At 71.3% G+C, this 12,782-nt stretch carries 11 protein-coding genes; 4 read left to right on the forward strand and 7 right to left on the reverse strand.

Features of this window, described 5'->3' with window-relative positions; all coding sequences use genetic code 11:
• Positions 1 to 83: 83 nt before the first annotated feature.
• The gene (locus tag OG509_RS21735; protein WP_406184123.1) at positions 84 to 857 is read right to left on the reverse strand and encodes a hypothetical protein; all 774 of its coding nucleotides are present in this window, start codon (positions 855 to 857) and stop codon (positions 84 to 86) included.
• 66 nt (positions 858 to 923) lie between these two features.
• A complete protein-coding gene (argS, locus tag OG509_RS21740; protein ID WP_406184125.1) occupies positions 924 to 2,717 on the reverse strand; it encodes an arginine--tRNA ligase in 1,794 nt (597 codons plus the stop codon).
• Positions 2,718 to 2,898: 181 nt separating this feature from the next.
• Here argS and lysS point away from each other — a divergent pair, with 181 nt between their 5' ends.
• A complete protein-coding gene (gene lysS, locus OG509_RS21745; protein ID WP_406184126.1) occupies positions 2,899 to 4,635 on the forward strand; it encodes a lysine--tRNA ligase in 1,737 nt (578 codons plus the stop codon).
• A gap of 82 nt (positions 4,636 to 4,717) precedes the next feature.
• Here lysS and OG509_RS21750 read toward each other — a convergent pair whose 3' ends face one another.
• The 3 genes from OG509_RS21750 to OG509_RS21760 form a co-directional block, all read right to left on the reverse strand.
• The gene (locus OG509_RS21750) at positions 4,718 to 6,364 is read right to left on the reverse strand and encodes a DUF2637 domain-containing protein (protein WP_406184128.1); all 1,647 of its coding nucleotides are present in this window, start codon (positions 6,362 to 6,364) and stop codon (positions 4,718 to 4,720) included.
• Positions 6,365 to 6,489: 125 nt separating this feature from the next.
• On the reverse strand, positions 6,490 to 7,269 hold the full coding sequence (locus tag OG509_RS21755) for a DUF3558 family protein (RefSeq protein ID WP_406184130.1): 780 nt from the start codon (positions 7,267 to 7,269) through the stop codon (positions 6,490 to 6,492).
• 188 nt (positions 7,270 to 7,457) lie between these two features.
• Positions 7,458 to 8,309: a DUF3558 domain-containing protein gene (locus OG509_RS21760; protein WP_406184131.1), complete on the reverse strand. Its 852-nt coding sequence runs from the start codon at positions 8,307 to 8,309 to the stop codon at positions 7,458 to 7,460.
• 172 nt (positions 8,310 to 8,481) lie between these two features.
• Between OG509_RS21760 and OG509_RS21765 the strand changes: the two genes are divergently transcribed.
• Positions 8,482 to 9,675: an RtcB family protein gene (locus OG509_RS21765; protein WP_406184133.1), complete on the forward strand. Its 1,194-nt coding sequence runs from the start codon at positions 8,482 to 8,484 to the stop codon at positions 9,673 to 9,675.
• Positions 9,676 to 9,898: 223 nt separating this feature from the next.
• The gene (locus OG509_RS21770; RefSeq protein ID WP_406184135.1) at positions 9,899 to 10,933 is read left to right on the forward strand and encodes an MBL fold metallo-hydrolase; all 1,035 of its coding nucleotides are present in this window, start codon (positions 9,899 to 9,901) and stop codon (positions 10,931 to 10,933) included.
• A 6-nt stretch (positions 10,934 to 10,939) separates the two neighbouring features.
• On the opposite strand, the gene OG509_RS21775 is transcribed toward OG509_RS21770, so the two are convergent.
• On the reverse strand, positions 10,940 to 11,704 hold the full coding sequence (locus OG509_RS21775; protein WP_406184137.1) for an SDR family NAD(P)-dependent oxidoreductase: 765 nt from the start codon (positions 11,702 to 11,704) through the stop codon (positions 10,940 to 10,942).
• A gap of 77 nt (positions 11,705 to 11,781) precedes the next feature.
• Positions 11,782 to 12,117, reverse strand: a complete 336-nt coding sequence (locus tag OG509_RS21780) for a YnfA family protein (protein WP_406184139.1) — start codon at positions 12,115 to 12,117, stop codon at positions 11,782 to 11,784.
• Between the two features lie 131 nt (positions 12,118 to 12,248).
• Here OG509_RS21780 and OG509_RS21785 point away from each other — a divergent pair, with 131 nt between their 5' ends.
• Positions 12,249 to 12,761, forward strand: coding sequence for a hypothetical protein (locus OG509_RS21785; RefSeq protein WP_406184141.1), 513 nt, complete (start codon positions 12,249 to 12,251; stop codon positions 12,759 to 12,761).
• The last annotated feature ends 21 nt before the right edge of the window (positions 12,762 to 12,782 follow it).

Genomic DNA, 12,782 nt, shown 5'->3' on the forward strand with positions numbered 1-12,782 from the left:
GTGCCCCCTGGGTGTCGAGAACCAACACCCCGAAGAGGAGGCGGACATGGAGGACGTTCCCTGTGCGCCGCGTCACATCCGGTTCAGAGCCTGATCCCGCCGGTGAAACCCTGGCCGGCGAGGACCAGCGCGACCACGACGAACAGGTTCAGCGTCGTACCCACGTACACCAGCACGCTGGACGGGCCACGGAAGAGGAACAGGCCGCGGACGAGGCCGAAGAGGGCCATGAGCAGCGAAACGATCCCCATGACGAGCACGACGGGACTGAGGGCCACCGGGAGATCGAGCACGACCACGAGCCAGGCGAGGAAGAGGAAGAACGTGAACTGGGGCAGCCCGAGCATGAAGACCAGCCACGCGCTCGAACGGTAGGGCTGGTACGCGGGCATCGGCGGGATCACCACCACCTGGGGTGCCACGGGCACCGTGGGTGCCGGTGGCCCCGAGGGCGGGGCCGGGGGGCCCTGGAACGGGATCTGGTGCGCCGTCACCGAGCTCAGGCCGATCGACCCCAGCGCGGCGGTGGAGCCCGCGGCGCTCGCGGCAGGCGGCACTCCGTACGCCGCCACGGCCGCCGGTCCGCCCAGCAGCTGCTCCAGCAGGTCGTTCAGGGTGTCCCCGAACGCCGGGTCACGGGAGAGCTCGTCCGCCAGCACCGGCACGGCGATGGCCGTGGACGCGTCACCCGGCTCGTCGCGCAGCTTCGTCAGCACCGCCGTACCCAGCGGGCTGCTCCGCAGGCGGTCCTCCACGTGGACCCGGACCCGCGCTTCGAGCGCGGACCGTGCCGGGGAGCCGCCCCCGGCGCCGGTCAGCACTCTCAGCGCGGCGCGCGCCAGCTGTAAACCGTTCACGATCGGCCTCCCCTGCCGTTCAGACGGAAGGCCGATCGTACGGAGCGGTGCGCCCCGCGAACAGGGTCAGAGGCGCTCGGGGGTGCGGATGCCCAGGAGGGACATGCCCTTCGTGAGCGTGCGGGCGGTCAGGTCGCACAGGAACAGGCGGTTCTCGCCGACGACGAGCTCCGGCTCCGGCTTGATGACGGGGCACTGGTCGTAGAACGTCGTGAACAGCGAGGACAGCTGGTAGAGGTACGCGGCCAGCTTGTGCGGGGCGTGCTCCGCGGCCGCCTCGGCGATGAGCTCACCGAAGCCGTCCAGGTGCAGGCCCAGTGCGCGCTCGGCCGGGGCCAGCTCCAGCTCCGGGTGCGCGACCGGGGTGCGCTCGCCCGCCTCGCCCGCCTTGCGCAGGATCGACTTGATCCGGGCGTACGCGTACTGGAGGTACACGGACGTGTCGCCGTTCAGCGAGACCATCTGGTCCAGGTCGAACTTGTAGTCGCGCGCGGCGGAGGTGGAGAGGTCCGCGTACTTGACCGCGCCGATGCCGACGTACCGGCCGTTCTCGACGATCTCCTCCTCGGACAGGCCGACCTTCTCCGCCTTCTCGCGGACCACGGTGGTCGCCCGCTCCACCGCCTCGTCCAGCAGGTCCACCAGCCGGACCGTCTCGCCCTCACGGGTCTTGAACGGCTTGCCGTCCTTGCCGAGGACCGTGCCGAAGGCCAGCTGGACGGCCTTGACCTCGTCGTTCAGCCAGCCCGCGCGGCGGGCCGTCTCGAAGACCATCTTGAAGTGGAGCGACTGGCGGGCGTCGACCACGTAGATGAGGGTGTCCGCCTTCAGGTTGCCCACGCGGTCCCGGATCGCCGACAGGTCGGTCGCGGCGTAGCCGAAGCCGCCGTCCGACTTCTGGACGATCAGCGGGGTCGGGTTGCCGTCCGGGCCCTTGTACTCGTCGAAGAACACGCACAGCGCGCCGTTGGAGCGGACGGCGACGCCCGAGTCCTCCAGCAGCTTGCACGTCTCGACCAGCATGTCGTTGTAGCCGGACTCGCCGACGACGTCCGGGTCCTGGATGTCCATGTCCAGCTTGTCGAAGACGGAGTAGAAGTAGATCTTCGACTCGTCGACGAACCGCTGCCACATCGCGAGGGTCTGCTCGTCGCCCGCCTGGAGGTCGACCACCCGGGCCCGGGCGCGCGTCTTGAACTCCTCGTCGGAGTCGAAGAGCACGCGCGAGGCCTTGTAGAGGCGGTTGAGGTTGGACATGGCCTCCTCGCCGGAGACCTCCGCGTCGTCGGCGCCGTCAACGGACTTGTGGTCCAGCTCGTGCGGGTGCTCGATCAGGTACTGGATGAGCATGCCGAACTGGGTGCCCCAGTCGCCGATGTGGTGGCGCCGGACCACCTTCTCGCCCGTGAACTCCAGGATCTCGACCATCGCGGCGCCGATCACGGCGGACCGCAGGTGGCCGACGTGCATCTCCTTCGCGACGTTCGGCTGCGCGTAGTCGATGACCGTCGTGCCCGCGTTCGCGGCGTACGGGACACCGAGGCGGTCGTCGCCGGCGCGGGCGGCGAGGGTCTCGATGATCGCCCGGTCGGAGACGGTGATGTTGAGGAAGCCGGGGCCCGAGACCTCGATGTCCGCGATCAGGTCACCGGTCGGGATGGACCCGACCACGGTCGTCGCCAGCTCACGCGGATTGGCCTTGGCCTTCTTCGCGAGCGCCAGGATGCCGTTGGCCTGGAAGTCGGCCCGGTCGCTTCGTCGCAGCAGCGGGTCGGCGCCACCGGCCTCCGGCAGGGCCGAGGCGAGGGCGTCCGCGACGCGCTGATTGACGGAAGAAGCGAGGGAAGGGACCGAGGCCATGAGCTGCCGTTCCTGTGAGGTCGTGCCTGAAGGTGCACTTGGTTGTTCCGACAAGCCCCGAGTATCCCACGTGGGGCCGTCTCGTTTCCCGAGATAAAGGGGGCCCGCGGGCAACCCCGGAGTGTCCCGTTCCGTCTGGGAGAATGGCTGACAGCCAGCATTCGAGATAGAAGGACGTGTCGTGGCTCAGAGCGCCCAGAGCAGCACCGAGACCGACTGGGTCTCCCGTTTCGCGGACGAGGTCATCGCCGAGGCGGAGCGCCGAGCCCCGGGCAAAGCCGTCGTCGTCGCGTCCGGACTCTCCCCCTCCGGCCCGATCCACCTGGGCAACCTCCGCGAGGTCATGACCCCGCACCTGGTCGCCGACGAGATCCGCCGCCGCGGCATCGAGGTCCGCCACCTCATCTCCTGGGACGACTACGACCGCTACCGCAAGGTCCCGGCCGGCGTCCCCGGCATCGACGAGTCCTGGGCGCAGCACATCGGCAAGCCGCTGACCTCAGTGCCCGCCCCGGCCGGCTCCGCGTACCCGAACTGGGCCGAGCACTTCAAGGCCGCCTTCGTCGAGGCCCTGGCCGAGATGGGGGTCGAGTACGACCCGATCAGCCAGACCGAGCAGTACACGAGTGGCGCGTACCGCGAGCAGGTCCTGTTCGCGATGAAGCACCGCGGCGACATCGACGCCGTCCTCGCCCAGTACCGCACCAAGCAGAAGCCGGGCGGCAAGAAGCCCCAGCAGAAGCAGGTCGACGAGGCCGAGCTGGAGGCCGCCGAGGGCTCCGGCGCGGCCGCCGAGGACGACGGCAGCGCCGGCGAGAGCGGGTACTTCCCGTACAAGCCGTACTGCGGCCAGTGCGGCAAGGACTTCACCAAGGTCACCTCGTACAACGACGAGACGACCGAGATGACCTACGTCTGCACCGAGGACGAGTACACCGAGACGGTCAAGCTCAGCGAGTTCAACCGCGGCAAGCTGGTCTGGAAGGTCGACTGGCCGATGCGCTGGGCCTTCGAGGGCGTGATCTTCGAGCCCTCGGGCGTCGACCACTCCTCGCCCGGCTCGTCCTTCCAGGTCGGCGGCCAGATCGTGCACATCTTCGGCGGCGAGCAGCCGATCGGACCGATGTACGCGTTCGTCGGCATCAGCGGCATGGCCAAGATGTCGTCCAGCAAGGGCGGGGTCCCGACCCCGGCCGACGCGCTGAAGATCATGGAGCCGCAGCTGCTGCGCTGGCTGTACGCGCGCCGCCGCCCCAACCAGTCCTTCAAGATCGCCTTCGACCAGGAGATCCAGCGGCTCTACGACGAGTGGGACAAGCTGGAGTCCAAGGTCGCCGACGGCTCCGTGCTGCCGGCCGACGCCGCCGCGCACACCCGTGCCGTACGGGTCGCCTCGCACGAGCTGCCGCGCACCCCGCGGCCGCTGCCGTACCGCACGCTCGCCTCGGTCGTGGACATCACCGCCGGGCACGACGAGCAGACCCTGCGGATCCTGGCCGACCTGGACCCGTCGCAGCCGCTGACCTCGCTGGACGAGGTACGGCCGCGGCTGGACCGCGCCGAGAACTGGATCACCACCCAGGTCCCGGCCGACCAGCGGACGCTGGTGCGCGAGGACGCCGACACCGAGCTGCTGGGGTCCCTGGACGCCGAGGGCCGCGAGTCGCTGCGGCTGCTGGTGGACGGGCTCGACTCGCACTGGTCCCTCGACGGGCTGACCACGCTCGTCTACGGCGTGCCGAAGGTGATGGCGGGGCTGGAGCCGGACGCGAAGCCGACGCCGGAGCTGAAGGTCGCGCAGCGCACGTTCTTCGCGCTGCTGTACCGGCTGCTCGTGACCCGGGAGACCGGGCCGCGTCTGCCCACGCTGCTGCTGGCCGTGGGCGCGGACCGGGTGCGCAAGCTGCTGGCCGCCTGAGCCGTTCGCAGGCGAACGGAAGGGCCCGCACCCCTCGGGGTGCGGGCCCTTCCGCATACGGATATGTCGCCTCTGCCTCTGCTTAGGCGATGTGCTCGCTCTCCAGCTCGCGCTGGTAGCGCAGCTTCAGACCCGGCATGAGCTTGCGGATCATCGAGGAGCTGCGCGGGTGGTCGATCCCGTGGCGGTCCGAGAGGTGTATGTCCACCTGCTCCGGGGTCGGGAAGTCCGAGTGCTCGTCGAGGTACGAGCGGAACACCTCGTACGCCGCCTCGTTGAACTTGGCCTGGTCGAAGCCGGCTTCGGCGTCGGCGGCTTCGGCGGCGGCTTCGGCGTCATCGGCGGTGGCCGGCGGTACGGGGAGCTGCTCCTGCTGCGGAACGTCCTCGTCCGGACCGGTCGGGGGCATGACCGGGGTCGGTTCCAGGCCCTCGACGTACTGGGGGTTGTACCCGCCCTCGTACGCGGCCTGCGGGGCCAGGGGAGCGGCGAACCAGGCGCTGTCGTGGGCGGCGGGCATGGCCGTCGGGTCGACCGCGAAGGGGAGCGGGGTGTGGCCCTGCGGGGCTGCCGCTCCCATACCCGCCCCTTCCCGAACCTGGGCTTCCGCCCCGGGCCCCGGGTACCCGGCGCCTGCGGCGCCCGGCAGACCGGGCTGGCCCACGAGGCCCGCGGCCGCGCCGGGCACGCCCGGCTGACCGGGGATGCCCGCGGCTGCGCCGGCAAGACCCGCGTGGCCCTCGGCTCCGCCGGGCAGGCCGGGCTGACCCGCCATAGCCGGCTGACCCGCCTGGACCGGGCCCGCGGCTCCGCCCGGGAGACCCGCGAGACCCGCGGCTGCACCGGGCATGCCCGGCTGGCCCGGGACGCCCGCCATGCCGACCTGCCCCGGGATGCCCGCGACCGTGCCGGGCAGGGCCGCGTGGCCCGGCCGGCCGGCGGTCTGCGCGGCCAGGCCCGCTTCCAGGGCCGGAGCCGAGGGAGCCGACACCGCCGCACCCGCCGCCGCACCCGTAGCGATGGCCGCGGCCGCCGGAGGCAGCAGTACCGGGTCGATGCCCGCCGCCGCCAGGCCCTCCGGGGCCGTCTGGGACAGGGGGACGCCGATGCGGGCCAGCCGGAGCGGCATCAGGGCCTCCACCGGGGCCTTGCGGCGCCATGCGCGCCCGTACCGGGCCTGGAGCCGCGCCTGGTAGATCAGCCGGTCCTGCTCCATGCCGACGGCCTGCTCGTAGGAGCGCAGCTCCCACAGCTTCATCCGGCGCCACAGCTTGAACGTCGGCAGCGGCGACAGGAGCCAGCGCGTGATGCGGACGCCCTCCATGTGCCGGTCCGCGGTGATGTCCGCGATCCGGCCCACCGCGTGCCGGGCCGCCTCCACCGTGACCACGAACAGGATCGGGATCACGGCGTGCATGCCCACGCCCAGCGGGTCCGGCCAGGCCGCCGCGCCGTTGAACGCGATCGTCGCCGCGGTCAGCAGCCACGCCGTCTGGCGCAGCAGCGGGAACGGGATCCGGATCCACGTGAGCAGCAGGTCCAGTGCCAGCAGCACGCAGATGCCCATGTCGATGCCGATCGGGAACACCAGCGAGAAGTTCCCGAACCCCTTCTGCACCGCGAGCGCGCGCACCGCGGCGTACGAACCGGCGAAACCGATCCCCGCGATGACCACGGCTCCTGCGACCACGACGCCGATGAGTATCCGGTGCGTACGAGTCAGCTGCATCGCGGCCACCCGCGATCCCCTCCCCTTGTCGAGCTACGGCAGGCACAGCGTACGGGTGACCGCACAGGTGACTGAATGTCAGCCTCCCGTTAAGCGCCCGCCACGCCGCCCGGACCCGCCGGCGCCTACTGCGCGGAGGGAGAAGCCTGCTGCTCAGGCTGCTGCGACGGCTGCTGCTGCTGGTTGGCGGCGGCGACCGAAGCCACCGTCTCCTTCGCCGCGGCGATCGCGTTCTCCAGCAGCTTGGCCTGATCCGGAGCGCCGGCACCCTCGTACGCCGCACCGTTGTAATCGAGCGTGATCACCACGTTCTGCGTGCGCGCCACGATCGTCGTGTTGAAGAAGTCCACGTCCTTCTTCACGCCGTACACGACCGACGAAGCCTGGTCGCCGATCCCGCCCGCCTGCTCGACCTTCACGTTCTGCGCGCCCTCGGCCGCCTTCGCGGTCTCGACCTGCTTGTTGAACTGGTCCTCGGCGCGCTTGTTCGCGCCGCCGAGGGAGGAGTGCGACTCGTAGCGGACCAGGGAGATCGACAGCCAGCGGTACTGCGAGCCCTTCAGTCCGTCCTCGTCCAGGCCGTTCCAGGAGCAGCTGCCGCGGGAGGCCAGGTCGTTCGACTTGGTCGCCGTGCCGTTCTTGTCCTTCGCCTCCGGGACGAGGGTCTCGACGGTCTTCGCCTGGATCGACTTGCACGGGTCGGGCAGCTTCGCGAACGCGGCCTTCTCCAGTTCGGCCGAGGCCTTGCCGCTCGGCTTGGCGGAGGAGGAGGACGCGCCGGGCTTCTTGTCGCCGCCCGAAGCGGAGCCCTTGCCCGAGTCGGACGAGCAGCCGGCGACGGTGAGGATCACCGGGACGGCTGCGCAGGCGAGAACGCGAGTGAGGCGCGAGGCAGATCGGTGCATGGTTCCTTCAGTCAGTACGTTGTGGGGCGCGTTCTGTGGACGCGGTGCGGGCTCGGTTCGGTTTCGGTGCGGGCTCGGTGCGGGCTCGGTTCGGGTTCGGGCGGGCGGGCGCGGGACCCGAACAAGGTAGCCCGACCCGGCGCGCGCCTGCTGTGCGCGCCGTCACGCCGAGCCCCGCGCGCCCCCGCTCACTCGTTGAAACGCTCGACGAGGGCCTGCGTCAACTGCCGTGCCTTGTCCTGGGTTTCGGGGCTCGACGGCACCGTACCGGGCAGCGCGGGCTGCACGCTGTACTCCACCGTGACGATGACATTCGAGGTACGGAACACAATCCGCACCGTCCGCGCCTGCGCCGCGCTCGCGCCCGCCGCGCTCAGCTTGTCCTCGATGTACGCCTCGGTCCCGAGCCCTTCGAGCACGCGGGACCCGAGCTCGGGCGGCGGCGCGGAAGGGCTCCCGGCGCCGGGGGAGGGCGACTGCCCGGCGGGCGGCGGGGGAGTGCTGGCTGCCGGAGGGGCGCTGGAGCTCGTACCCGTACTCGGCGTCGGGCTCGTGGTGGGGCCGGGGAACGGCAGGTGCGCGTCCGTCAGCCGGCGCACGTACACCTGGTGCGCCTTGTCGTCGTCGCTCATGAGCGTCCGGTCGTACGAGACCACGCGCTCGAAGCCCACCGACAGCAGCCGGGTCTCCTCGGGCGTCTGCGCCGTCCAGCGGCAGCCGACGTGCCGGTCGCCGTCGTACGAGGTGTCCGCGACCCCGGCGTACAGCTGGGCGCGCTGCTCGTCGGTGAGGCTGTCCCCGGTCGGGAGCATGGCCTTGAGGCGCTTGCCGTCGGCGGCCTTGCAGGGCGCGGGCAGGCTGCGGTACTTGCCGGCCGGCGCGGGCGCGGGGCTGCTGTCGCCCGCCTTGGAGTCGGTGTCGGACCCGACGCCGCTGCCGCTGGTGCACCCGGTCAGGCCGGTCGCGCCGGCCATGAGTGCGGTGAGCATCGCGATGCCCGGCAGGACCCGCCGTCGTTGCCGTACCGCCTTGCGCTGCACGTCCACTGGCTCCCTTCGACCGGCCGGCGCCCCGGCGGTCAGGAAAATGCGTTGCCGCGCTTTGGACGCGGATGAACACAATGTCTATCGCACACGCTGGCACCGGCGCCGGTCCCCTGTCTGATTTGGGATCAAGAGCGAGGTTTTTGCTTATTCGGGGGATTGAAGTCTTATGTCGTATGTAGAGGTACCGGGAGCGAAGGTCCCGATCCGGATGTGGACCGACCCCGAGTCGGTCGAGGCGAGCGCGATGCAGCAGCTGCACAACGTCGCCGGCCTTCCCTGGATCAAGGGCCTGGCGGTCATGCCGGACGTCCACTACGGCAAGGGCGCCACGGTCGGCTCGGTGATCGCGATGAAGGACGCGGTGTGCCCGGCGGCGGTGGGGGTGGACATCGGCTGCGGCATGTCGGCGGTGAAGACGTCCCTCACGGCGAACGACCTCCCGGGCGACCTCTCCCCCCTCCGCTCGAAGATCGAGCGAGCCATCCCGGTGGGCGCGGGCATGCACCGCGACCCGGTGGACCCGGACCGGCTGTACGGGTTCTCGGGCGCGGGTTTCGGGGACCTCTGGGAGCGGTTCGACTACGTCGCGGACGCGGTGAAGTTCCGGCGGGACCGGGCGATGAGGCAAATGGGAAGCCTTGGCCAAGGCAATCATTTTTGTGAGCTTTGCGTTGACGTGTCCGGTTCGGTGTGGCTCATGCTGCACTCGGGCTCGCGGAACATCGGCAACGAGCTGGCCGACTTCCACATCAACGTGGCCCGTGGGCTCTCGCACAACCAGGGGCTGGTGGACCGGGACCTCGCGGTCTTCCTCGCGGCGACGCCCGAGATGGAGGCGTACCGCAACGACCTCTTCTGGGCGCAGGAGTACGCCAAGTTCAACCGGGCCGTGATGATGAGCCTGTTCAAGGAGGTCATCCGCCGGGAGTTCCGGAAGGCGAAGGTCTCCTTCGACCGGGAGATCAGCTGCCACCACAACTACGTGGCGGAGGAGCGGTACGACGGCATGGACCTGCTGGTCACCCGCAAGGGCGCGATCCGCGCCGGCAGCGGTGACTACGGGATCATCCCGGGGTCCATGGGGACGGGCTCGTACATCGTGAAGGGCCTCGGCAACGAGAAGTCCTTCAACTCGGCCTCGCACGGCGCGGGCCGGAAGATGAGCCGTACGGCCGCGAAGAAGCGGTTCTCGGCGCGGGACCTGGCGGATCAGACGAAGGGCGTCGAGTGCCGCAAGGACTCGGGCGTGGTCGACGAGATCCCGGGCGCGTACAAGTCGATCGAGCAGGTCATCGACCAGCAGACGGACCTCGTCCAGGTCGTGGCCAAGCTCAAGCAGGTCATCTGCATCAAGGGCTGAGCCCTGGGTGCAGTTGTCGGGGGAACGGAAGGGCCCGGACCGAACTCGGTCCGGGCCCTTCCGTGTGGACCGGTCAGTCGAGCTTGGTGCCCGTGTCGTCCGCCCAGTTCGAGGAGGTGACCTCCAGGTACGGATCGGCAGGCTTCCCGGGGACAGGGGGGTGGGTGCGGCGTACGCTCGGCGGGAGGGGATCTTGGCCCCCGACGGGACCGCGGGAGGATTCATGACCGCGCTCGGTGAGCTGATCGGGATCGACGACCGGACCGTGCTGGTCCGCGGGCAGGAACTGGACGTCGAGCGCGGTCAGCCGGATGTCGGCAATGCCCTGGTGCACCGGGCCGGCGACGTCCTGGTGGTCGTCGACACCGGCGTCACGACGGCCTTCCGCGCGGCCCTGCGGGAGGCGATGGACCAGGTCGGGCCCTGGTCCCGGGCGCTGTTCCTGACCACGCACGGCCACCCCGACCACGTTGCCAACAACGACCTGGCCGACGAACTGGGCGTGCCGGTCGAGCACTGGGTACCCGCTCCCGACCTCGACCAGATGCGGGATCCCGCCTCGTACTGGGTGCGGGCCTTCGAGCGCATCGCAGGGGTGGCGCAGCTGCCCGCTCCGGCGCTGGCCGGCCCCCGGCTGGTGTCGCTCTTCCAGCCGTACCGGCCCTTCGGCGCGACCACCCGGACCTACGAGGAGCGGCCGCTGGAGCGGATCCGGATCGGCTCGGCGCGCTTCACCGGCTGGACCTTCGCCGACGGCGCGGTCCGCGTGCTGCGGAGCCAGGGCCACTGCGCCGGGCACGTGATCGTGCACCTGAGGGACTGCGGCGTCCTGCACCTGTCCGACGAGGGCAACGGAGCCTGCGGCGCGATGGCCGACGCCGACCAGCTCAAGATCCAGACCGTGCTCGGCGCCGTCGCCCTGCTCTTCGAGGAGGCGGAAGCCGAGCTCCTCACCGACGGGCACACCTTCGCCGTGCGCCGTGGCGCCGGGGTGGTGGTGCCGTACCTGGACGGGCTGCTGGAGCAGGCCGCCGCCCTGCAGTCCGCGGCGCTCGGACTGACCGGAGGGAGGGGGCGGGTCCGGCCGGGCGAGTTCGCCGCCCGGTACGCGGAGGCCTTCGCCGCACTGGGCGGCGGCGGGGCCAACCCGAACGCGATGTTCGCCGCCATGATGGCGGTCAACCAGCTCCGCGAACTCGGACTGCGGCCGGAGTCCGCCGACGCCCCCTGGTCCCGCCCCGCGCGGCAGGTGCCGTAGGGGCGGTCACAGGTCGCGGTGGACCTTGGTGTTCGAGGCCTGGGCGCGGGGGCGGACCACCAGGAGGTCGATGTTGACGTGGCTGGGGCGGGTCACGGCCCAGGTGATGGTGTCGGCCACGTCGTCGGCGGTCAGGGGGGCCGCGACGCCCGCGTAGACCTTCTCGGCCTTCTCGGCGTCGCCGCGGAAGCGGGTCTTCGCGAACTCCTCGGTCTTCACCATGCCCGGGGCGATCTCGATGACGCGGACCGGCTGGCCGACGATCTCCAGGCGGAGGGTCTCGGCCAGGACGCGGGCGCCGTTCTTGGCGGCGACGTAGCCGGCGCCGCCCTCGTACGTGGCGTGGCCCGCGGTGGAGGACAGGACCACGACCGTGCCGTCGCCGGAGGCGATGAGGGCGGGGAGGAGGGCCTGGGTGAGGTTGAGGGTGCCGATGACGTTGACCTCGTACATCGTGCGCCAGTCGGCGGGGTCGCCGGTGGCGACGGGCTCGGCTCCGATGGCGCCGCCGGCGTTGTTGACCAGTACGTCGCAGCGGTCGAGGGAGGCCGCGAAGGCGTCGACGGCGGGGCGGTCGGTGACGTCGAGGGCGTGGGCGGCGGCGGAGTGGCCGGCCGCCGTCAGCTCGGCGGCGAGGGCCTCGATGCGGTCCTTGCGGCGGGCGGTGAGGACGACGTGGTAGCCGGCGTCGGCGAGCTGTCGGGCGGTGGCCGCGCCGATGCCGCTGCTCGCGCCGGTGATAACGGCGGTACGGGTGGCGGCCGTGCTCATGTGCGGGCTCCTAGGTCGTTCGGTCTTCGGTCATTCGGTCGTTCGTACGGGCGAATACCCGCCAGCATAGGCGGGGCTCAGCGGCCGCGCGGGGCGTACATGATCACCGCCATGCCGGCGAGACAGACGAGGGCCCCGGTGACGTCCCAGCGGTCGGGGCGGTAGCCGTCGGCGACCATGCCCCACACGAGGGAGCCGGCCACGAAGACCCCGCCGTACGCGGCGAGGACGCGGGCGAAGTCGCCCTGGGGCTGGAGGGTGGCGACGAAGCCGTAGAGGCCGAGGGCGATGACTCCGGCGCCGATCCAGGCCCAGCCCTTGTGCTCGCGTACGCCTTGCCAGACGAGCCAGGCGCCACCGATCTCCAGGACGGCGGCGAGGGCGAACAAGGTGGCGGAGCGGGCGATCAGCATGGCTCGAAGCGTACGCAGACGGGCCGCGGGCCCGGATTGCCGCCTGTTGCTGCCCGCCGGTTGGGCGAGGGCTCGCCCTCGTTCGTGTGATGGTCCGACCGGACGGGGGCGGTGCTGGCTAGCCTCCGCGCGTGGAGGTGGTGGCGGTGCGCCGTTGTGCCGTACGGAGTGTGGTGGTGGCGGGCTTGCTGGTGCTCGGGGTCTCCGGGGTGTCCGGAGTGTCCGGGGAGGCGGGGGCGGCCGCCCGGAGTGGTCCGGGTCCCGAGGCCGACGTGGCGTACCACGGGCGGGTGTCCCTGTCGCAGGGGCGGCTGCGGGTGTGGGTGGTGCCGCAGAACGAGGGGCCGGCCGCGCTGCCCAACGCGACGCTGCGGGTGCGGCTGTCGGCGGAGCTCGCGGACCGGCAGGAGCTGGCGCAGGGCTGTGCGCGGGCCGGGCTGCGCGAGGTGGTGTGCGAGACGGGCGCGCTGCCGCTGCACGGCCGGGGCCGGCACATCGGGCTGCTGCTGGAGCTGAAGGAGCCGGTGCCGGAGGTGGTGGTCCGGATCGACACGTGGTGGAACGGCGGGGCGTCCGACCGCGACCTGTCCAACAACCAGCACGCGGTGCTGGCGCTGGACACGGGCGACTCCTACGCCTTCTGACGGGCTTGTGGTCCTACGGCG

This window comes from Streptomyces sp. NBC_01006 (assembly GCF_045162725.1).
Classification (GTDB): domain Bacteria; phylum Actinomycetota; class Actinomycetes; order Streptomycetales; family Streptomycetaceae; genus Streptomyces.

Coding starts and splice junctions, on each gene's coding strand:
- argS (WP_406184125.1), bottom strand. CDS start 2,717: ATGGCCTCGGTCCCTTCCCTCGCTTCTTCCGTCAATCAGCGCGTCGCG.
- OG509_RS21750 (WP_406184128.1), bottom strand. CDS start 6,364: ATGCAGCTGACTCGTACGCACCGGATACTCATCGGCGTCGTGGTCGCA.
- OG509_RS21755 (WP_406184130.1), bottom strand. CDS start 7,269: ATGCACCGATCTGCCTCGCGCCTCACTCGCGTTCTCGCCTGCGCAGCC.
- OG509_RS21765 (WP_406184133.1), top strand. CDS start 8,482: ATGTCGTATGTAGAGGTACCGGGAGCGAAGGTCCCGATCCGGATGTGG.
- OG509_RS21770 (WP_406184135.1), top strand. CDS start 9,899: ATGACCGCGCTCGGTGAGCTGATCGGGATCGACGACCGGACCGTGCTG.
- OG509_RS21775 (WP_406184137.1), bottom strand. CDS start 11,704: ATGAGCACGGCCGCCACCCGTACCGCCGTTATCACCGGCGCGAGCAGC.
- OG509_RS21780 (WP_406184139.1), bottom strand. CDS start 12,117: ATGCTGATCGCCCGCTCCGCCACCTTGTTCGCCCTCGCCGCCGTCCTG.